The 18,541-nt window shown below is 65.4% G+C and carries 21 protein-coding genes; 10 read left to right on the top strand and 11 right to left on the bottom strand.

Going from position 1 to position 18,541, the window contains the following annotated elements; all coding sequences use genetic code 11:
* Window positions 1-120: 120 nt before the first annotated feature.
* Window positions 121-1,359, bottom strand: a complete 1,239-nt coding sequence (locus ABIF91_RS32340; protein ID WP_028177870.1) for an MFS transporter — start codon at window positions 1,357-1,359, stop codon at window positions 121-123.
* A gap of 129 nt (window positions 1,360-1,488) precedes the next feature.
* On the opposite strand from ABIF91_RS32340, the gene ABIF91_RS32335 reads away from it, so the two are divergent.
* Entirely contained in the window at window positions 1,489-2,088 is a 600-nt protein-coding gene (locus ABIF91_RS32335; protein ID WP_028177871.1) for a TetR/AcrR family transcriptional regulator, read from the top strand.
* 354 nt (window positions 2,089-2,442) lie between these two features.
* On the opposite strand, the gene ABIF91_RS32330 is transcribed toward ABIF91_RS32335, so the two are convergent.
* On the bottom strand, window positions 2,443-3,816 hold the full coding sequence (locus ABIF91_RS32330) for a PleD family two-component system response regulator (RefSeq protein WP_028177872.1): 1,374 nt from the start codon (window positions 3,814-3,816) through the stop codon (window positions 2,443-2,445).
* Window positions 3,817-3,830: 14 nt separating this feature from the next.
* Window positions 3,831-4,196, bottom strand: a complete 366-nt coding sequence (locus ABIF91_RS32325; RefSeq protein ID WP_028177873.1) for a response regulator — start codon at window positions 4,194-4,196, stop codon at window positions 3,831-3,833.
* 239 nt (window positions 4,197-4,435) lie between these two features.
* On the opposite strand from ABIF91_RS32325, the gene ABIF91_RS32320 reads away from it, so the two are divergent.
* Genes ABIF91_RS32320 through ABIF91_RS32310 form a run of 3 tightly spaced genes read left to right on the top strand, consistent with a single transcriptional unit; the run spans window position 4,436 to window position 6,449 of the window.
* Window positions 4,436-4,747: a DUF3572 domain-containing protein gene (locus tag ABIF91_RS32320; protein ID WP_028177874.1), complete on the top strand. Its 312-nt coding sequence runs from the start codon at window positions 4,436-4,438 to the stop codon at window positions 4,745-4,747.
* A complete protein-coding gene (locus tag ABIF91_RS32315; RefSeq protein ID WP_028177875.1) occupies window positions 4,744-6,033 on the top strand; it encodes a DNA polymerase IV in 1,290 nt (429 codons plus the stop codon). The genes ABIF91_RS32320 and ABIF91_RS32315 overlap by 4 nt, the downstream gene beginning before the upstream one ends.
* Window positions 6,033-6,449: an ACT domain-containing protein gene (locus tag ABIF91_RS32310; RefSeq protein WP_028177876.1), complete on the top strand. Its 417-nt coding sequence runs from the start codon at window positions 6,033-6,035 to the stop codon at window positions 6,447-6,449. The genes ABIF91_RS32315 and ABIF91_RS32310 overlap by 1 nt, the downstream gene beginning before the upstream one ends.
* Before the next feature lie 12 nt (window positions 6,450-6,461).
* Here the strand turns inward: ABIF91_RS32310 and ABIF91_RS32305 are convergent, their stop codons facing one another.
* Both ABIF91_RS32305 and ABIF91_RS32300 read right to left on the bottom strand, forming a co-directional pair.
* Window positions 6,462-6,863: a RidA family protein gene (locus ABIF91_RS32305; RefSeq protein WP_028177877.1), complete on the bottom strand. Its 402-nt coding sequence runs from the start codon at window positions 6,861-6,863 to the stop codon at window positions 6,462-6,464.
* Window positions 6,864-6,939: 76 nt separating this feature from the next.
* Complete coding sequence (locus tag ABIF91_RS32300) at window positions 6,940-7,785, bottom strand: cell envelope integrity EipB family protein (RefSeq protein WP_028177878.1); 846 nt, start codon at window positions 7,783-7,785, stop codon at window positions 6,940-6,942.
* A 222-nt stretch (window positions 7,786-8,007) separates the two neighbouring features.
* On the opposite strand from ABIF91_RS32300, the gene ABIF91_RS32295 reads away from it, so the two are divergent.
* The 4 genes from ABIF91_RS32295 to ABIF91_RS32280 all read left to right on the top strand — a co-directional run bounded on the left by ABIF91_RS32295 (window position 8,008) and on the right by ABIF91_RS32280 (window position 11,186).
* A complete protein-coding gene (locus ABIF91_RS32295; protein WP_008130072.1) occupies window positions 8,008-8,475 on the top strand; it encodes a RidA family protein in 468 nt (155 codons plus the stop codon).
* Between the two features lie 5 nt (window positions 8,476-8,480).
* Window positions 8,481-9,227 carry a glycerophosphodiester phosphodiesterase gene (locus ABIF91_RS32290; protein WP_028177879.1) on the top strand — a complete coding sequence of 249 codons (747 nt, stop codon included), beginning with the start codon at window positions 8,481-8,483 and terminating at the stop codon, window positions 9,225-9,227.
* A 216-nt stretch (window positions 9,228-9,443) separates the two neighbouring features.
* The gene (locus ABIF91_RS32285; protein ID WP_028177880.1) at window positions 9,444-10,700 is read left to right on the top strand and encodes a GNAT family N-acetyltransferase; all 1,257 of its coding nucleotides are present in this window, start codon (window positions 9,444-9,446) and stop codon (window positions 10,698-10,700) included.
* A 60-nt stretch (window positions 10,701-10,760) separates the two neighbouring features.
* Window positions 10,761-11,186 (top strand): HIT family protein, encoded by a 426-nt coding sequence (locus ABIF91_RS32280; protein WP_028177881.1) that lies wholly within the window; start codon window positions 10,761-10,763, stop codon window positions 11,184-11,186.
* 71 nt (window positions 11,187-11,257) lie between these two features.
* Here the strand turns inward: ABIF91_RS32280 and ABIF91_RS32275 are convergent, their stop codons facing one another.
* From ABIF91_RS32275 to ABIF91_RS32255, 5 genes are all read right to left on the bottom strand, one after another.
* Window positions 11,258-12,526 (bottom strand): IS256 family transposase, encoded by a 1,269-nt coding sequence (locus tag ABIF91_RS32275; RefSeq protein ID WP_424579600.1) that lies wholly within the window; start codon window positions 12,524-12,526, stop codon window positions 11,258-11,260.
* Between the two features lie 74 nt (window positions 12,527-12,600).
* Complete coding sequence (gene tsaA / locus ABIF91_RS32270; RefSeq protein WP_424579599.1) at window positions 12,601-13,089, bottom strand: tRNA (N6-threonylcarbamoyladenosine(37)-N6)-methyltransferase TrmO; 489 nt, start codon at window positions 13,087-13,089, stop codon at window positions 12,601-12,603.
* A 30-nt stretch (window positions 13,090-13,119) separates the two neighbouring features.
* Window positions 13,120-13,470, bottom strand: coding sequence for an AzlD domain-containing protein (locus ABIF91_RS32265; RefSeq protein ID WP_028177883.1), 351 nt, complete (start codon window positions 13,468-13,470; stop codon window positions 13,120-13,122).
* Window positions 13,467-14,207: an AzlC family ABC transporter permease gene (locus ABIF91_RS32260; RefSeq protein ID WP_424579598.1), complete on the bottom strand. Its 741-nt coding sequence runs from the start codon at window positions 14,205-14,207 to the stop codon at window positions 13,467-13,469. The genes ABIF91_RS32265 and ABIF91_RS32260 overlap by 4 nt, the downstream gene beginning before the upstream one ends.
* A gap of 253 nt (window positions 14,208-14,460) precedes the next feature.
* A complete protein-coding gene (locus ABIF91_RS32255) occupies window positions 14,461-15,414 on the bottom strand; it encodes a transglycosylase SLT domain-containing protein (protein ID WP_028177885.1) in 954 nt (317 codons plus the stop codon).
* Window positions 15,415-15,501: 87 nt separating this feature from the next.
* Here ABIF91_RS32255 and ABIF91_RS32250 point away from each other — a divergent pair, with 87 nt between their 5' ends.
* Window positions 15,502-16,140: an HAD family hydrolase gene (locus ABIF91_RS32250; protein WP_028177886.1), complete on the top strand. Its 639-nt coding sequence runs from the start codon at window positions 15,502-15,504 to the stop codon at window positions 16,138-16,140.
* 27 nt (window positions 16,141-16,167) lie between these two features.
* On the opposite strand, the gene ABIF91_RS32245 is transcribed toward ABIF91_RS32250, so the two are convergent.
* On the bottom strand, window positions 16,168-17,184 hold the full coding sequence (locus ABIF91_RS32245; protein ID WP_028177887.1) for a carbon-nitrogen hydrolase family protein: 1,017 nt from the start codon (window positions 17,182-17,184) through the stop codon (window positions 16,168-16,170).
* Between the two features lie 195 nt (window positions 17,185-17,379).
* Here ABIF91_RS32245 and ABIF91_RS32240 point away from each other — a divergent pair, with 195 nt between their 5' ends.
* Entirely contained in the window at window positions 17,380-18,336 is a 957-nt protein-coding gene (locus ABIF91_RS32240; RefSeq protein ID WP_028177888.1) for a helix-turn-helix domain-containing protein, read from the top strand.
* Window positions 18,337-18,541: the final 205 nt, after the last annotated feature.

Below are 18,541 nucleotides of genomic sequence, written 5' to 3'. Positions count from 1 at the left end.
AGATTCGGGATCATTCATAGCATTGCCGAACGGGAATAGAGATGAAGCCGATCTTGGACAATAACTTCTAATATCTAAGAGTAGCTGAAGTGAATCTGACGAAAGCGACCAGTCGCCCTGCTACGCCGTCCGCAACACCGGCGCCGGCGGCTGCGACGGACGGATCAGCGCGAACGCGACCTGCACGATGCCGCCGGCAAGGCCGAGCGCGACGCCGATGCGCCAGGCCATGGTGTACGAGCCGAGCGCATCGTAGAGCACCCCTCCCCCATAGGCGCCGAGGAAGCTGCCGATCTGGTGGCTCATGAAGGCGAGGCCCTGGATCATCGCCTGCCAGCGCAGGCCGAACATCTCGGCGACCGCGCCCGCGACCAGCGGGCCGACGCCCATCCACAAAAAGCCCATGATCGCGCCGAACAGCAGCGTCGAGAACGGCGTCGCCGGCAGCGTGAAGTACCAGGCGAGCGCCAGCGAGCGCAGGATGTAGATGCCGCCGAGCAGTGCCAGCTTGTTCCAGCGCTGGCCGGCCCAGCCGAAGAACAGCGAGCCCAGCACGTTGAAGCCGCCGATCATGCCGAGCGTCTGCGCGCTGAGCATGGGATCGAGGCCGCAGATCGCGAGATATGACGGCAGGTGCGTGGTGAGGAACACGAGCTGCATGCCGCAGACGAGATAGGCGCAGGTCATCACCACGAAGGAGGCATTGCCGAATGCGGTCCTCGCCGCTGCCGCCGCCGTGGCATCGTCGATCTCGTCGGCGGCCGGCTTCGGCAGCGGGATCCTGTCGACGCGGCCGGCATACCAGGCAGCGGGGATCATCAGCACCGACATGATCACGAAGCCGGCAAGGCCGATGCGCCAGCCAAAACCCTCGTTGAGCATCTGCCCGATCGGCGCCGACAACAGCGCGCCGAGCGAGCCCGCGCCGGAGACGATGCCGAGCACGGTCGAGCGTACCGTTGCGGGCACCGCACGCGCCGCCACCGACATCGCGATCGCCGCCGCGGTGCACGCGAGCGAAGTTCCGATCAGCACGCCCGCTCCGATCATGATGCTGACGAGTCCGTTCGCGGTTGCCATCAGCGCGAGCCCCGCAATGTACATCAGCGCGCCCGCGATCATGATCGGGCGGAAGCCGTAGCGCGCGGTGAGCGCGCCGGCGGGCGGCTGGAGAAAGCCCCAGGCGAGGTTCTGCACGGCCAGCGCCAGCGTGAAATCCGAGATCGAAATGTGGATGTCATGCGTCAGCGGCTGCATGAAGATGCCGAGGCTCTGCCGCAGCCCCATGCTCAGCGTCAGCATGATCGATGCGCCGATCAGGATCGGCAATGTCGGACGCAGGACCTGCAGCAGGGGCATTTTCTTCTCCCTCGTCGGCACGGCGCAAATGCCGTCGTCTGCTTTTGCCGTTGATTTTGGGTACACAGACCTGTTTACATAGGCTATGGATGTCAGGTGCTGTCAAGCGAACAGGACGCGTGCTGCCGCATGGCTCCCCCGCCCAAACAACAGACGATGAAAGAGCGGATCCTCGAGACCGCCGACAAGCTGTTCTATCTGCAAGGCATTCGCGCCATCGGCGTCGACACCATCGCGGCCGAGATCGGCATCTCCAAGCGCACGCTCTACAACCACTTCCCCTCCAAGGACGCGCTGATCGCGGCCTATCTCGAGCGCCGCTTCGTAGCTCAGCGCCCGTCCGACAAGCCGCCGGCCGAGCAGATTCTCGCGACGTTCGATTCGCTGGAGCGGCGGTTTGCGGCGAAGGATTTTCGCGGCTGCCCGTTCGTCAATGCAGTCGCCGAGCTAGGCCCCACGGACCGCGCCGTGAAGAAGATCGCGATCGCCTTCAAGGAAAGCCGCCGCATCTGGTTTCGCGAGCGGTTGACCGAACTCGGCGTCGCCGACGCGGATGCGCTCGCGACGCAGCTCGTGCTGCTGGTCGATGGCTCCATTGCCCAGGACCTCGTGCGCGACGATCCGGCGATGGCGCGCGCAGCGAAGGAAGCGGCAAAGGTGCTGCTGCGGAATGCGGGGGTGGATGTGGGTGGTGATGCGGTGAAGCAGCACAAGCGCGCGCCACAATAACCACTGTCGTCCCGGACAAGCGCAGCGAAGCGGAGCGCAGAGCCGGGACCTATAACCACAGGGAGAAGTTAGGCGAAGACCCGTGGTTGCCAGCTCACGCCATAACCGCTCCCTGGGGTTATGGGTCCCTGCGTTCGCAGGGACGACAGTGAGGATGTGGAGGAAGCGTCGACACCTAACTACACGTCAGGACCATTTCGCGATGTTCGCAAAATGCTCCTGTTTTGCCCGACAAGTCAAACGGCTTTGCCGGCCGCTTGCGCATGCCTCTTTGGCGCCCGCATAAGTCCTAGATCCGACTGGCGCCAGCTACTGTGCATGGGGTTGTTTTCGCAGTTTTGTCTCGCGGCGGCCTCACGCCGCCTGCGACACCACGCGATTACGGCCGTCGTGCTTGGCGCGATAGAGCGCCGTGTCGGCGCGCTTGAGGACGTCGGCAACCGCCTCGCCCTTCCGCTCCAGCGTGGTGAGCCCGATCGAGATCGTGACCTCGATGCGCTTGGTGCCCTTGTGGATCGCGAACGGCTCGCCCGCGATCGAGCGGCGCAGGCGCTCGGCGACCATGCCGGCGACGTGAAGATCGGTCTCCGGCATCACGATGACGAACTCCTCGCCGCCGTAGCGGCAGGCGAGATCGATGCCGCGGATCGACTTGCGCACGCGCACCGCGAACTCGCGCAGCACGTCGTCGCCGGCGTCGTGGCCGTAATTGTCGTTGATCGACTTGAAATAGTCGATGTCGAGGATCATCAGCGCCAGGGGCTTGCCGCGGATCGAGGCCTGCTCGGCGAGGGTCGCGAGATGGCTCTCCATGTAGCGGCGATTGTGCAGGCCGGTGAGCGCGTCGGTGATCGCCATCTCGATCGAGTTCTGCACGTTGTCGCGCAGATGATCGGTGTAGCGGCGGCGGCGGATCTGGGTGCGGGCGCGGGCCAGCAGCTCGGTCTTGTCGATCGGGCGCAGCAGGTAGTCGTTGACGCCGATCTCGAGGCCGCGGAGCAGCCGCGTCGAGTTCTCGGGGTCCGCGATGGCCAGGATCGGCACATGCCGCGTGCGCTCCAGCGAGCGCGCCTGGCTGCACAGCCTGAGGCCGTCGAAATTGTTGAGGTCGAGCGAGACGATCAGGAGGTCGTAATTGCCCTCGGCGGCGTGGAACAGCGCCTCCGTCGGGTTCGGCTCGACATCGATGGTGTGCTCGGCAGCGAGGATGGTCGCCAGCCGCTCGTAGGAGGACTCGCGGTCGTCCACCAGCAGGATGCGGCCGCCCTTCCCGGTGTCGGCCACGGCGCTGCGCTCCGGCGTCTGCATGCCGATCTCGAGCGAGGTGATGGCGCGCATGCGCAGCTCGTCGGTCATCATCTTCAGCCGGGTCAGCGAGCGCACGCGCGCGATCAGCACGACGTCGGAGACGGGCTTGGTGAGGAAGTCGTCGGCGCCGGCTTCCAGGCCGCGGTTGCGGTCGGCGGGGCTGTCGAGCGCCGTCACCATGACGACGGGAATGTGGTGCGTGGCGGGATCGGTCTTGAGGCGGCGGCAGACTTCGAAACCGTCCATGTCGGGCATCATCACATCGAGCAGGATGATGTCGCATTCGGCGCGCCGGCTGATCGCCAGCGCCTCGGTGCCGTTCGAAGCGGTCATCACGTCGAAATATTCGGCGGAGAGGCGGGCTTCGAGGAGTTTGACGTTGGCAGGAACGTCATCGACAACCAGGATACGCGCGGACACTTTGAACTCACTTCCTATCCGATAAAACGCCGGACCGTCTCGATGAATTTGCCGACCGAGATCGGCTTGGACAAATAGGCCTCGCAGCCGCCCTCGCGGATGCGCTCTTCGTCACCCTTCATCGCGAATGCCGTGACCGCGACGATGGGAATGGCGCGCAGCTCCGGATCGTCCTTGATCCAGCGCGTCACCTCGAGGCCGGAGACCTGCGGCAATTGGATATCCATCAGCACGAGGTCGGGCCGCATCTTGCGAACGAGATCGAGCGCCTCGTAACCGTTGCTGGTGCCGGAGGTCTGATAACCATGCGCCTCCAACAGGTCGCGGAAGAGCTTCATGTTGAGCTCGTTGTCTTCCACGATCAGGACGGTCTTAGCCATCCCGTCCTCCTGATTGGCACGAAGCCGGATACATGTGACGCCTCAGGCGCCGCTTTCCGGCGCTTCGAAAACTGGATTCAAACTAGCCTCAGATTCGCTCTAGTTTCGTTAAAGCCGAGGGGCCACTTTCTGCGATGTGGTTTCCAGTTGCTTGCCCCCCGGGTCGCAAGACTCAGGCACGAGACTCGGGCATGATGCAAAGTAGACACCGAAAGTTAACGGAAAGGCAAATCGGGCCCGTGAAAAAGCCTGTTCACAACCCCCGCGAAGTCGCTGAAATCGTTGCGATTCAGGCGCTGTCGTTCGTCGCGAGCGAGCCCGAGCGGTTGGGCCTGTTCCTGGCCGAGACAGGTGTGGGCCCGGAGACCCTCCGGAACGCCGCCTCGGACCCGAATTTCCTCCTCAACGTGCTCGATTTCGTGCTGCGCGATGACGCCACCGTGAAGGCCTTCGCGAGCGCCTCGGAGCTGCATCCGACCAACGTTGCCGCAGCGCGGCAGGTCCTCGGGGACGCGCTCGGCGACCGCTCTTGGGAGCGCGACGTGCCGTGACCGCCCCCGACCCGGCCGGGCCCCGCTGCTTCTGCCGGGATTGTTTGGCCGATCTGGATATGGGGGTGCGGCGCTGCTCGGCCTGCGGTTCCCCTCGCCTCGTCCGCCACCGGGCGCTGGCTGGCCTGACCATCGCCCATATCGACTGCGACGCCTTCTACGCGACGGTCGAGAAGCGCGATAATCCTGACATCGCTGACAGGCCCGTCATCATCGGCGGCGGAAAACGCGGGGTGGTGTCGGCCGCCTGCTACATCGCACGCACCTATGGCGTGCGCTCGGCGATGCCGATGTTCAAGGCGCTGGAGGCCTGCCCGCATGCGACCGTGATCCGGCCGGACATGGCCAAATATGTCCGCGTCGGCCGCGAGGTGCGCCAGGCCATGCAGGCGCTGACGCCGCAGGTCGAGCCGCTCTCGATCGACGAAGCCTTCCTCGATCTCTCCGGCACCGAGCGGGTGCACGGCATGATCCCGGCAAAGGTGCTGGCGCGCTTCGCCCGCGACGTCGAACGCGACATCGGCATCACCGTCTCGGTCGGCCTGTCCTGCAACAAATTCCTGGCCAAGATCGCCTCGGACCTCGACAAGCCCCGCGGCTTCGCCGCGCTCGACCAGGAGGAAGCCCGTTTGATGCTGGCGGAAAAGCCGGTCGGCTTCATCTTCGGCGTAGGGCCAGCGACGCAGGAACGCCTCGTGCAGCGCGGCTTCCGCATCATCGCCGACCTGCAGAAGGCCGACGAGATCGAGATGATGCGGCAGTTTCCGAGCGACGGCCGCCGGCTGTGGCGGCTCGCGCGCGGCATCGACGACCGCCGCGTCGAGCCTGACCGCGGCGCCAAGTCGATCTCCAGCGAAACCACCTTCGAGACCGACATCCGCGATTTCGCGACGCTGGAGAAGATCCTGTGGCGGCTGTGCGAGAAGACGTCGTCGCGCCTGAAAAGCAGCGAGCTCGCCGGCTCCACCGTGACGCTGAAGCTGAAGACCGCCGACTTCCGCCAGCGCACCCGCTCGCAGTCCATTGCGGCCCCGACCCAGCTCGCCGCAAAGATCTTCTCGATCTGCCGCGAGATGCTGGCCAAGGAGATCGACGGCACCGCCTTCCGTCTGATGGGCGCCGGCGTCAGCGCGCTGCGCGACGGCTCGCCCGCCGACGACACCGACATGCTCGACCGCCGCGCCGCGCACGCCGAGCGCGCGGTGGACAGCCTGCGCAAGAAGTTCGGCAGCGCCGCGGTGATCCGCGGCATTGCCTATGACGGGCCGGAAAAGGCGCAGGAGTGATGACGGGTGAACGCGATCTCGACGCGCTGCTGAGTAACATGAATCCGGATATCCTGGACGGCATCTTCGTGTTTTGTACGCTTGCGCCCAACGTGAGCATTCCAGCTACCATCAGCCCGATGCTGACGTTCCGCGAACGCGAAGGAACAACGCTGGTGATGCTGCACGAGCAGGCCGAGCGTGCCGGACTACGCCATGAATTTCCCTCGCGCCTGATCACCTTGACCGTTCGCTCCGCACTCGATGCGGTGGGTTTTCTGGCGGCTGTCACGTCACGTCTGGCCCAAGCCGGCATCAGCGTGAATGCCGTTTCGGCCTTCCACCACGACCATCTCTTCGTGCCCGCCGACAGGGCCGACGAGGCGATGGCTGTTCTGCGGGAGATGTCCAAGGCGACGCACTCGTCGCCCAGATAGAGCGCAGCGAAATCAATCCGCGACCGCGATCGCCTCGATCTCGATCAGCCATTCCGGCGCGGCGAGCGCGGAGACGCCGACGAGCGTCGAGGCCGGCGGCTCCATGCCTTCGAAGAAGGCGGAGCGCGCCTTGCCGATGATCGGGCGCAGCTCCGGCTTGTAGTTCACGACGAACGTCGTGATCTTGACGATGTTGGCGTAGGTCGCCCCCGCCGCCTTCAAGGCGTGCCCGAGATTCTGCATCACCTGCGTCGTCTGCGCGGCGATATCGCCCTCGCCGACGATGCGCCCCTCCTCATCCACCGACACCTGACCGGAGATGTAGATGGTCCGCGCACCGGTAGCGGTCACGACGTGGGAGTAAGCGGGATTGTGATGCAGGCCGCTGGGGCGGAGATGGTCGAGCTTGGGCATGGTGCTTGCCTCCCGGAGTTGTGGTTGGAAGGAAGCGTAGCGGGAGACGGTGTTGAGGGCTAGATGCAACGAGCCCTCAATTGCAGGGCTTGCTGTCCTTGACGTCGAACTTGCCCATCGAACCCGAGATCACAAAATCGTTGTAATCGAGCACGAGCTGGCGGGAGACGCCGTTCTCGTAGAGCTCGAACGACATCGCATAGACCGGCGTCTGCTCGCCCTCTTTCTGCTGGGCGTCGCGATCGAAATAGCTGACGGTGACGGGCCAGCGCTTCAGCGACTTCATGTGCTCGTCCGAGGTCGACGGATCGGACGAGGTGGCGCGGTCGGCGGGGATCGGCTGGCCGATCACGGTCAGCGTGTTGTAGACTTTCTGGCCGTCGTCCGAGCCGTCGTAGACGGAGAGCTCGAGCAGCGACTTGCCTTCTTTGGCGGCGGCGATGATGCGCTGGATCTGCTCGGTCGGGAACACGACCTTGCCGTCGAGTGTAAAGCTCTTCGGCGCCGGCAGCTTCAGCTTGACGTTGATGTGGTCGCCGTCGCGCTCGGCCGAGCCGTCGACGCGGCCGGCATCCGCCTCGTTCATGCGCGTCTCGATCTTGAAGCGGTAGCTTTTGCCGGCGGCGTCCTCCCAGGAATTGGAGCGGAGATCGCTGAGCGTGACCTTGCCCTCGCCGCTGTCGAGCTCGGAGACCTGGCGGAATTCCGAGGTATAGCCCTCGCAGGCGTTCCCTGTGAAATTGTAGAGGATGCGGCCGCGGGCACTGTTGACCGAATTGGAGCGCGATTTGACGAGATTGAGGTCATACAGCGCCTGGTGCGCGAGGAACGGACCATTGGCGGCCAGCGCCCCGCCGCCGGGGCCGAAAGCGGCCGCCGCGAGCGCCATCACACCGAGCGAAGTCCGGAAAAGGTGCACCATGTCTGTTCCCTGAGGAAAGCGCAGATTCGACATTTTAATGACCGTTCCATTGCGTCGCAACTGAGGCCGTTTCACGTAAAGTTGCCCCTTCACGTTGGCCTGCCTCAACAAAATGCGCCCCCTTCCGGTTGCTTGCATGTGACGGCACGATGGGCGAAACAGGGCGCGCCCGGCCTTCAAACGGACGCGCCGGGGCAATGATTTTGGACAACGAGGTCGGACATGGCGGGCACGGTCGAGCAGAAACTGGCGGAACAGGGCATCAAGCTGCATGAGGCCCCCACCCCCGTCGCCAACTACGTCCCGTTCGTGCGCACCGGCAATCTGCTGTTCGTCTCCGGCCAGGTCTGCTTCGACCCCGCCGGAAAGCTGATCGCCAAGGGCAAGCTCGGCGCTGGCGTCTCCATCGAGGAGGGGGCGGCGGCCGCACGCGGCTGCGCGGTGAACCTGCTGGCCCAGGTCAAGGCGGCGCTCGGCGATCTCGACAAGGTCGTGCGGGTGGTCCGCCTCGGCGGCTTCATCAACTCGGCGCCGGACTTCCTCGACGGCCCAAAGGTGCTCAACGGCGCCTCCGACCTGATGGTCGCCGCCTTCGGCGACAAGGGCCGCCATGCCCGGACCACGGTCGGGGTCGCCTCGTTGCCCGCCGATGCCGCGGTCGAGGTCGAAGGCGTGTTCGAGGTCGCCTGACGCGAATGCGTGCTCCGGATTGGCTGACAGCCCGGCCGGTCGCCCATCGCGGCCTGCACGACATTTCGCGCGGCATCGTCGAGAACATGCCGGGCGCGGTGCAGGCTGCGATTGCGGGCAATTTCACGATCGAGGTCGATATCCAGCTCTCGGCCGACGGCGAGGCCATGGTGCATCACGACCACGCGCTGGGCCGTCTCACCGAGGCCACCGGGGACGTCATCTCGAAGACCGCGGCGGAGCTGAAGGCGGTCAGGTTCAGGGACACCGACGAGCGGATGATGTCGCTCAGCGACCTCTGCGCCATGGTCGCCGGCCGCGTGCCGCTGGTGATCGAGGTGAAGAGTCATTTTGGCGGCGACCGCAAGCTGGTGAAGCGGATGGCCGAAGTCTTGGCGTCCTATGACGGCCCGGCGGTCGGCATGTCGTTCGATCCCGATCAGGTGCTGGCGCTGCGCGAATCGCTGCCCTCCCGTCCGCGCGGCATCGTCGCGCAACGGACCTATGAAGACGACTATTGGGCTGACCTGACGCAGCAGCAGCGCGACAGCATGCTGTACCTTCGCCATGGCTTCCGGACCCAGCCCCACTTCGTCGCCTTCAAGGTCGATCACCTTCCGGCCCCCGCCCCCTGGATCGCGCGCAATGTCTTCGGCTGCGCCCTGCTCGGCTGGACCGTGCGTACCCCGGAGCAGCGGACGCGGGTCGGCCAATATGCGGACCAGATGATTTTTGAGGGGTTCGTGCCGTAGGGGAACGCCGCTGTACGGCGCCAGTCTCGTGTCCCGGAAGCGCTGCAACGCGTAGCGTTGCTGCGCAGAGCCGGGACCCAGCAAGGCGGCACGCTGAGCGGAGAGATGGGCCCCGGCCCTGCATCGCACCGCTGCGCGCTGCGCTGCGTCCGGGGCACGAGACCTGTGTTCCTCCACCCCTTGAAGTCGCTGCTGCAATGCACGATCTTGGGCGCAATGGCATCATCCGACATTACGCTCGAGGCCGTACCGTCCATCGGCGAAGTCTCGCCCGAGGATTGGGACGCTTGCGCCAATCCCGGCAAGGCTCTTAACGAAAAGGCTTGCAAGGGGCATGGCCTGGGAACCTCATCCGCCCTTCCAGGCGATTCCCTCAGCCTCTCAAGTCCTGCCTATAACCCGTTCGTCTCGCACGCATTTCTATCCGCCGCTGAGAAATCGGGTTCGGCGACCATCCGCACCGGCTGGGGTCCGCGGCATCTGGTGGCCAAGCTCGACGGCCGCGTCGTCGGCGTCGTGCCCTGCTATCTGAAATCTCACTCGCAAGGCGAATACGTCTTCGACCGCGGCTGGGCAGACGCTTATGAGCGCGCGGGCGGGCGCTACTATCCAAAGCTCCAGGTCTCGGTGCCGTTCACCCCGGCCACGGGACCGCGGTTGCTGGTCCGCGACGGCGTCGACCGCGAGCGGATCACTGAGGCCCTGGCGAGCGGGCTGGTGGCGCTGTGCGGCGTCAGCAAGGCGTCCTCGGTCCACGTCACCTTTGCGCGCGAGGCCGAATGGAAGCTGCTCGCCGAGCACGGCTTCCTCCAGCGCACCGACCAGCAGTTCCACTGGCACAACGAGGGGTTTACGAGCTTCGACGATTTCCTGGCGACGCTGAACTCCCGCCACCGCAAGTCGATCAAGCGCGAGCGGCGCGACGCGCTGGCCGCGGGCATCACGATCCACTCGCTGACGGGCAAGGACATCACCGAGGACGCCTGGGATGCCTTCTTCGAATTCTACATGGAGACCGGCTCGCGCAAATGGGGCCGGCCTTACCTGACGCGCGAGTTCTTCTCACTGATCGGCGAGACCATGAGCGAGGACGTGCTGCTGGTGATGGCCCGCCGCAACGGCCGCTGGATCGCGGGTGCGATCAACCTCATCGGCTCGGACACGCTGTTCGGCCGCAACTGGGGCGCGGTCGAGCATCATCCGTTCCTGCATTTCGAGGTCTGCTACTATCAGGCGATCGACTTCGCGATCAGACACGGCCTGAAGCATGTCGAGGCCGGCGCGCAGGGCGAACACAAGATCGCGCGCGGCTACCTGCCGCGCACCACCTACTCCGCCCACTTCATCGCCGATCCGGGACTCCGCCGCGCCATCGACGATTACCTCAAGCGCGAGCGCGCCTATGTCGCGGAGGCCGGACGGGAGCTCGCCGAGCTCGGCCCGTTCCGCAAGGGCGCCGATGAGGCGCCTTGACGCCTCGCCGCCGCTGGTGACAGTAAGTGCAAAGTCTCGAGGAGCCGCCGAGGAGCTACCATGACCGCCTACGACACCAACAACATCTTCGCAAAGATTCTGCGCGGCGAGCTGCCCTGCTACAAGGTCTACGAGGACGAGCACGTCATCGCCTTCCTCGACATCATGCCGCGCGTCCCCGGTCATACCCTGGTGATCCCCAAGGCCCCTGCCCGCAACATCCTCGATATCAAGCCGGACGACTACGCCCACGTCGCCCGCGGCGCGCATAAGATCGCCGCCGCCGCGATGAAGGCATTCAACGCCGACGGCATCACCGTGCAGCAATTCAACGAGCCGGCCGGCGGACAGGTGGTGTTTCACCTGCACATGCATGTGATGCCGCGCCGCGACGGTGTCGCCATGCTGCCGCCGGCGAGCCGCATGGAAGACGCCAAGGTGCTGGAAGAGCACGCGGCCAAGCTGATCGCGGCGTTGAAGGGCTGATCCTCATTCCGTCTGGAAATCCCCCGGCTGCGGCGCGGGAGCTATGGCTGATTTTGGGTGACGCGGCCTGATCAGGCGGCGTGGCTTTCAGTGTTCGGAATGACTTCGATTCCGTCGATGAACTTTACACCGGCGATGACTTTCGGCAACTGGTTCGTGCTCTTCAATCGCCGCCAGGTCTTCGATGCGGCGTCGATGAGCTTGAACACCATCAGCTTCGCAGTTTGTTGCGACAGCGATCCCTTGGTCCGCACCGTTCGGTGGCGCACCGTGGCGAAGACGCTCTCGATCGGGTTCGAGCTGCGTAGGTGGATCCAGTGCTCAGCAGGGAAGTCGAAGAAGGCGAGCAGCGCATGGCGATCCTTGATCAGGCACTCCACCGCACGTCCGTATTTGACGTGGTATTTCTCGACGAAGACGTCGATCGCGGTTTCAGCTTCGGCCCGGTGTGGGGCCAGATAGATGTTCCGCAGGTCGTTCTTCATGGGGCCCTGCACGGATTTGGCGACCTTGTCGAGTACGTTGCTCACTTTATGGCACCAGCATCGTTGGTGCCGCGTGCCGGGAAAGGCCTCGTCCAGTGCCTTCCAGAAGCCGAGGGCGCCGTCGCCGATGGCGAGTTGCGGGGCAATCCGTAACCCGCGTTGCCGCAGGTCGATCAGGAGTTCGCGCCAGCTCTGCGCGCTCTCGCGCACGCCGACCTGGAAGCCGATCAGCTCCTTCTTGCCTTCCGGCGTGGTGCCAATCAGCACCAGCATGCATTCGCTGTGATCTTCCATGCGGGCCTGCAGGTACACGCCATCGGCCCAGATGTAGACATAGCGACGCGCCGACAGATCGCGTCTCTGCCAGCGTTCGTACTCGACCTGCCAATCGGCCTTCAGGCCGGCGATCACCGAAGGCGACAGGTTCGGCGCATCCTTGCCGAGCAGCGCCGAGAGCGCCTCCTGGAAGTCGCCGGTCGAGATGCCGCGCAAATAGAGGACCGGGATCAAGGCATCCAGGCTCTTCGTCCGCCGCGCCCATAGCGGCAGGATTGCCGAACTGAAGCGGAGGCGGTCGCCTCGCCCGCTCGCTCCGCGGTCGCGGACCTTGGGACGAGCGACCTCCACCGGACCGATGCCGGTCGCAATCTCGCGCACCGGACCGTGCCCATGTCGGACCAGGCGCGCTCGACCGTCGGGCAGCGTCAGATTGGCCGTGCTGGCCAGAAACGCGCCAACCTCGATCTCGATCGCCCTGGCAAGCAGGTCCCGCGCGCCGGCACGAACGATATCGGTCAGTGGATCATCAACCGCGGACGGCTGACGGAAAGCAAGAACATTGGTAGTCTCGGTCATGGCGTATCGCTCTCCTCGAGAGGTTCTGGCAGGCTCGTCACCCGCCTCGATACGCCGCCTTCCTCACACCGTCATCACCCAGATTCCGCCATAGCTCGCGGCGCGGCCAATGGGGTGAACTCGCAACGATCCGGCTTGATGTCGATCAGCGGTGTGTTGTCGAGGCAATCGAGCCCACGCACCAGGATCGCATTGCCCTCGATGCCGACCAGCTTCACGATCGACGTGCCGATCGGGTTGGGGCGAACCGGCGAGCGCAGCGAGAACGTGCCGCGGGTCTTCTCGTTGTTCTTCGGGCTTTGCAGGATGATGTCGCGGCGCGACTGGTCGAGCCAGTAGAGCACTTCGAGATTGCTGTAGAAATCGACGCCCTTGATCGCCGGCACGAACGGCTCGAAGATCTTGAGCCGGCATATCGGGCCGTCCTGACGCCCCTGCCGCGGCGTCTCCAGGCGCGACGTCCAGGGCGTGCGGATACGGCCGATGAAGACGAGGCCGGCATCTTGCGTCGGCGGCAGCTCGATGGCGACCTCGCCCCCGCGGAGCTCCTGTTCGCGAACCATATTTCAGTTCCTTGCTGTTCGCCGGCGGTTTTAGCCCAACCACCACTTGCCGGCCAGCATGAAGACTTCGCCCGTGACCACGCCGGCGAAGATCGAGCGGCGGGTCAGCAGGAAGACCACGAGTCCGGCACCGACCGCGCCATAGCGCAGCACGTCAGGTACAGTGGCAAGCGCCCCTGGCGGCTCCACCACGATCTGGGCGATGACACCGGCCAGGATCGCGGTCGCGACCGCCCGCACCCAGACCAAGAGCTCCGAGCCCTCGTCGATGCCGCCGCCGAACCACAGCCCCAGCATGCGCCAGATCTGGTTCGGAACGACGCCGGCGACGAACAGCACGACGAGCGCGTGCCAGTCGCCGATGAGCTGCGCGTAGCTCATGCGCGCACCTCCCGCCACCAATGCACGCCATAGGCGATCGTGCCGGCCGCGACGCCGCTGACGAGGATGTCGAGGCCCGAGTTCATCTTCGCGGCCAGCGGATAGAGCACGATGCCGAGCGCCAGCGCGACGACGTCGGCGACCTCGCGGCTGTTGCGCGCGGTCGAGAACAGGAAGGACAGCGGCGTCAGCAGCAGGATCGCCGCTCCCAGCGTCTGGGTCAGATTGGCGGCGAGGAAATAGCCGACGGTGTTGGCGACGAGGCACACCGAAACGAGGCCACAGCCGAGCCCGTGGACGAAGGCGATGCGCCGCTCCCGCGGCACAAGCGGCAGGAAGCGGTGGCATTCGACCCACAGCGTCACCGCCGTCAGATGCGCGGCGAAGACCAGCTCGCGTCGTTTCGTCGTCGGCGTCCGCATCAGCGGCAGCACCGACACGACCATCGGAAACAGCCGAATGGCGCACACCGTCACCGCAATCGCCGACTGGATGATGGTCGCGCCGGAGCCGAGCGTGGTGATCAGGATGATCTGTGCCGGCCCGGCCCAAACGAATAGCGTCGAGGCGAGCGCCCAGAGCAGGCTGAAATGGGTGTCGTGGGCAAGCGCGCCGATGCCGAGATAGGTCACGAACAGCACGATGGTGAGGATCGTCTGCGTGATCGAGCGCAGTCCCCACGCAAACGCGCGCCACGGACTTTGCCATTGAGGGGAATCGAGCGGAGGAAGCGCCACGGAGAGCTTGGCTGGTGAGGAATCCTGGCTGGATAACGCGCGAGACGGCGGCGCGCGTCAAGGAAAGGCACGGCGGGGCTGACATGCGCGAGGCCCAGGCCCACCGTCGTCATTCCGGGGAGCGCCACTTGGCGCGAACCCGGAATCCATCTCGCGACGGTCTCTGTGGCCCGATGGATTCTCAGGTGCGCAATTGCGCACCATAGTTCGATGCTTCGCATCGCCCCGGAATGACGGCCAGAGCGAATGCGCTCTACCCGCTCACACCGCGGTTCTTCAGGACGAAGCAGGCGCCGCCTGCCTTGCGGATGCGGTTGCACAGATCATCGGCCTCGGCTCGGGTATCCGCGCCGATACGCACCTGGTAGAAGGCGCGCGTGCCGCGGCTGCGCATCACCGAGCTTAGCAGGCTCGGATCACGCTCGCCGATCACGGCGCTCAGTCTCGTGACCGCCCTGGAATACATCGCCAGCGCCTTGTTGCGGTCGAAGCCGGCCGCGAGCTGCACGCCCCAGATCTTTGCGGCGGCAAGCTCCACATGCTGCTCGAGCTCGGCGACGAACGGGTTCGGCGCGCGCTTGAGCAGCGCCATCAGATCACGGCAGCTCGTCGGCGGTGAACTCGGCGGTCCCTTGCCGGTGCTGCCGGCCTTGGCCCAGGCGTCGACGCTGGTGCCGGTGATGGCGAAGACGTAGTTGCGGGTCTGCTCCGGCATCGGGCCGGTGCCGGCGAGCCATTCCTGCACACGCCGCGGACCGGCATTGTAGGCAGCCGCGGCGAGGCCGAGATTGCCGAACTGGTTGCGCAGCTCGTTCAAGAACTCGGCCGACTTCGGCAATGCCTGCACCGGATTGAACGGATTGAGCAGCCCGCGCTCGCTTGCAGTGCCCGGCATGAACTGCGCGATCCCTTGCGCGTGCTCGCCGTTGCGCGTCATGGGGCCGACCGCATCGGCCTGGAAGCGGCTTTCCTGCCAGATCACCCGGGCAAAGAATTCGAGCGGGAGATTGGCATCGCGCGCAGCCGCCTCCACGATCAGGCAGATCGACTCCCGCGTGTCGCTCTCACGCGCGTCCGCGGGTTTCTCCGCAGGCTTCGCGGGTTCCTCGGCATTGGAAGGCACGACAGGGGTCGGCGTCTCCTCTGCGAGCGCCGGCGACAGCACCAGGGCGTGGCACAAGACTGCGATGACCCGAGCTATTCGCATGGCATTGACGCTACCGGACAAATCGAACCTTGACTTGGAACCCCAGCCAATTAGCACGAGCGGCAGTATCAACGCAGTCCCGCCCGGATGGTGACAATCTTTTTTGATCTCGACGGCACGCTGACCAATTCCAAGCCGGGGATCACGCGATCCATCCAATACGCGCTGGAGCGGCTCAGCCAGCCTGTCCCGAGCGAGGACGAGCTGACCTGGTGCATCGGGCCGCCGCTGCATGCCAGCCTGAAAAAGCTCACCGGAACCGACGAACTCGCCGACCGCGCGCTGCTGCTCTATCGGGAGCGCTTCAGCGATATCGGCCTGTTCGAGAACGAAGCCTATGGCGGCATCATGGACACCCTCACGAGGCTTGCCGCGACAACACCGCGCATGTTCGTCGCGACCAGCAAGCCTGTGGTCTACGCCACCCGCATCGTCGATCATTTCGGCCTGAAGCCATATTTCGAGCGCGTGTTCGGCTCCGAGCTCGACGGCACCCGCGTCGACAAGCGCGACCTGCTCCGCTATGCGCTCGACGAGGCCAGGGTCGAGGCGAACAACGCGATCATGATCGGCGACCGCAGCCATGACGTGGTCGGAGCCAGGACCAATGGCATGACCGCAATCGGCGTGCTCTATGGCTATGGCAGCGAGGCCGAGCTGCGCGATGCCGGCGCGCACCATATCTGCGCCGCACATCCGGAACTGCTCGGGCACTGCGCCGCCTAACGTAGGCCCGTCTTCGCGCAGCGACGCTCAGCTTGCCGCCGCCGCGATCTCCGTGGGCTCGACGGTGTCGACCGGCAGCGCGAACTGCTCGACGCGCTGGTACCGCTTCTTGTTGAGAAGAAGCCGCGTCACGTCGGGCCGCGAATAGTGGCCGGCCGGGTCAGCGGCGTTCTTGGCGACGCCGATGGCGCCAAGATCGATCTCGGCGATCAGCAATCCCTCCTGATCCGGCGCCAGCTTCTCGCCGATCTGACTGCCGTCGGGCCCGTAGATGGCGGCAAAGCCGCCGCCGGCGTGCAGCAGCGCATGCTTGTCCGGCCGGTCGCAGAGCTCGTCGATCATGGTCTGCGACACCGTCGCGCAAGGCGCCAACACGAAGCAGGAGCCTTCCACCGCATAGACGCGCGAGGCGGCGTTGTTGACCTCGGCACCCAGCGCCGGCGCGAAGGGATCGTAGAGCGAGAAGCTCGGCCAGGCCGCGACATGGACCTGCTCGTTCTGGGCATACATCGCGTATTTCGACAGCGGCTGGAGGTGCTCCCAGCAGCACAATGCGCCGAGACGGCCGATGTCGGGCCGCGCATGCACGGCAAGGTCGCTGCCGTCGCCCTCGCCATAGACGGTGCGCTCGGCATGGGTCGGCCGCAGCTTGCGGCGCTTTGCGATGGTCTCGCCGTCGGGCCCGATCAGCCATTGCGCCAGATAGAGGCTGCCGCCATCGCGTTCGGACAGGCCGATCACGGCGGTGAGCTTTGCCTTGCGGACGGCCTCGCGCAGCCGCTCGGCCTGCGGGCTGTCGTAGGACAGCGAATTGTCGAAATAGCGCTGCACGAAGCCGCGGCCGATCGCCCAGGCCGGCGAATCCATCCAGATATGCCAGGGGTAACCGGGGATGAAGGCCTCGGGAAAAGCGATCAGCTTGGCGCCCTTTTCCGCGGCCTCCCTGATCAGCGCGATCGACTTGTCGATCGAGGCGTCGAGGTCGAGCCAGGCCGGCGCCGCCTGCACCACCGCGACCTTGTATTTCGGATGTTCGATGCCCATTCCCGCCTCCATTGCCGGTTGATCGGACGCCATGTCCGATGCAGTCTATTGGGCCAAGCCAGACGGCGGGCGCTCGACCGCCGCGGAACAAAAACTCGACTGGACGCTGCCGCCGCCGGTACGGAATTTGCCTCCGGTCGGGCTAAATCTGCGCCAACATACGGTTTTGCTGGATGTGAAAGGGAGGCTCTCCAGATGCCAATCCAGTTCACGACGGACGGCAGCCCCGGCTATCGGCGGCTCGCCCTCTGGCAGGACATCGTCTGCGACGTCTTCGTCGGCCTCGACTGCAAGTCCGACCTCGGCAGCGCCTTTCGCGGCTCGGTCACGCAGGCTTCGCTCGGCAAGGCGGCATGCTCCGAAGTCTGCTCGCACCGCCAGCACGTGTTCCGCACGCCCTCTCGCATCGCGCGCTCGGACCAGGATTTTGTTCTCATTGCACTCGGCAATCGCGGCAGCGGCGGCGTTGTGCAGGACGGCCGGGAGACCGTGATCCACCCCGGCGAGTTCGCGCTCTACGACACCACGCGGCCGTATGAGCTGAAGTTCAACGACGCCTTCACGCAGACCATCTTCAAGGTGCCGCGCGAGATGCTGCGACGCCGGCTCGGCGGCACCGAGACGCTGACTGCGATGTCGTTCGGAGCCGACGCGCCGCTCGAGCGGCTCGCCTATGATTTCATCTTCCGGCTTTGCCAGAGCGCGGACGCGCTGGCCCCGGACACCGCCGCCGCGCTGTCGGAGCAGGCGGTCGATCTGCTCGCCATGGCGCTGAGCGAGCGGCTCGGCAGGACGTCGCTGCCGTCCTCGACCCACCGCTCGGCCCTGCTCTACCGATTGAAGGCGCACATCCGCGCGCATCTCTCCGATCCCGACCTCTCGCTCGCGGAGACCGCGGCCGCGCTCGGCATCTCGCCGCGCTACGTCAACGACCTTCTCGCCGACGAGGACACCTCCTTCCAGCGCCATGTTCTTGCCGAACGCCTCGCACGATGCCGGCGCGACCTCGCCTCGCCTGTGCTCGCCCATCGCCACATCAGCGAGGTCGCGTTCGGCTGGGGCTTCAACGACCTCTCACATTTCGGCCGCGTCTTCCGCGAGCATTTCGGAATGTCGCCGCGCGACTTCCGGCAGAGCCAGTTGCGGCACTGAGATCTGGGTGTGACCGCGATTCGGTGCTGGTCGTGATGGCTGGAGCCTGACGCTTCCGCCGCGGCAGGCGGATGATGCGAACGCGCGCGCTTCCTCTCACCCGCAGCGAGGCTCGAAGTTCAATCTTTGGTGACGACGTTCGGCGCGCGCGTTGCGAGGCTGCATTCGACGATATGCGCCTACCCAAGCAAGGCCGGTATGTGAG

Origin of the sequence: Bradyrhizobium sp. USDA 241 (assembly GCF_049739505.1) — a bacterium.
Taxonomy (GTDB): Bacteria; Pseudomonadota; Alphaproteobacteria; order Rhizobiales; family Xanthobacteraceae; genus Bradyrhizobium; species Bradyrhizobium liaoningense.
Note: the sequence above shows the minus strand (reverse complement) of the source record. Positions and strands in the feature narration are given on the sequence as shown.

What these genes read in the sequence shown, in the direction of transcription:
- ABIF91_RS32340 (WP_028177870.1), bottom strand. Translation starts at nt 1,359, where the DNA reads ATGCCCCTGCTGCAGGTCCTGCGTCCGACATTGCCGATCCTGATCGGC.
- ABIF91_RS32335 (WP_028177871.1), top strand. Translation starts at nt 1,489, where the DNA reads ATGGCTCCCCCGCCCAAACAACAGACGATGAAAGAGCGGATCCTCGAG.
- ABIF91_RS32325 (WP_028177873.1), bottom strand. Translation starts at nt 4,196, where the DNA reads ATGGCTAAGACCGTCCTGATCGTGGAAGACAACGAGCTCAACATGAAG.
- ABIF91_RS32310 (WP_028177876.1), top strand. Translation starts at nt 6,033, where the DNA reads ATGACGGGTGAACGCGATCTCGACGCGCTGCTGAGTAACATGAATCCG.
- ABIF91_RS32305 (WP_028177877.1), bottom strand. Translation starts at nt 6,863, where the DNA reads ATGCCCAAGCTCGACCATCTCCGCCCCAGCGGCCTGCATCACAATCCC.
- ABIF91_RS32300 (WP_028177878.1), bottom strand. Translation starts at nt 7,785, where the DNA reads ATGGTGCACCTTTTCCGGACTTCGCTCGGTGTGATGGCGCTCGCGGCG.
- ABIF91_RS32295 (WP_008130072.1), top strand. Translation starts at nt 8,008, where the DNA reads ATGGCGGGCACGGTCGAGCAGAAACTGGCGGAACAGGGCATCAAGCTG.
- ABIF91_RS32290 (WP_028177879.1), top strand. Translation starts at nt 8,481, where the DNA reads ATGCGTGCTCCGGATTGGCTGACAGCCCGGCCGGTCGCCCATCGCGGC.
- ABIF91_RS32285 (WP_028177880.1), top strand. Translation starts at nt 9,444, where the DNA reads ATGGCATCATCCGACATTACGCTCGAGGCCGTACCGTCCATCGGCGAA.
- ABIF91_RS32280 (WP_028177881.1), top strand. Translation starts at nt 10,761, where the DNA reads ATGACCGCCTACGACACCAACAACATCTTCGCAAAGATTCTGCGCGGC.
- ABIF91_RS32275 (WP_424579600.1), bottom strand. Translation starts at nt 12,526, where the DNA reads ATGACCGAGACTACCAATGTTCTTGCTTTCCGTCAGCCGTCCGCGGTT.
- tsaA (WP_424579599.1), bottom strand. Translation starts at nt 13,089, where the DNA reads ATGGTTCGCGAACAGGAGCTCCGCGGGGGCGAGGTCGCCATCGAGCTG.
- ABIF91_RS32265 (WP_028177883.1), bottom strand. Translation starts at nt 13,470, where the DNA reads ATGAGCTACGCGCAGCTCATCGGCGACTGGCACGCGCTCGTCGTGCTG.
- ABIF91_RS32255 (WP_028177885.1), bottom strand. Translation starts at nt 15,414, where the DNA reads ATGCGAATAGCTCGGGTCATCGCAGTCTTGTGCCACGCCCTGGTGCTG.
- ABIF91_RS32250 (WP_028177886.1), top strand. Translation starts at nt 15,502, where the DNA reads ATGGTGACAATCTTTTTTGATCTCGACGGCACGCTGACCAATTCCAAG.
- ABIF91_RS32245 (WP_028177887.1), bottom strand. Translation starts at nt 17,184, where the DNA reads ATGGGCATCGAACATCCGAAATACAAGGTCGCGGTGGTGCAGGCGGCG.
- ABIF91_RS32240 (WP_028177888.1), top strand. Translation starts at nt 17,380, where the DNA reads ATGCCAATCCAGTTCACGACGGACGGCAGCCCCGGCTATCGGCGGCTC.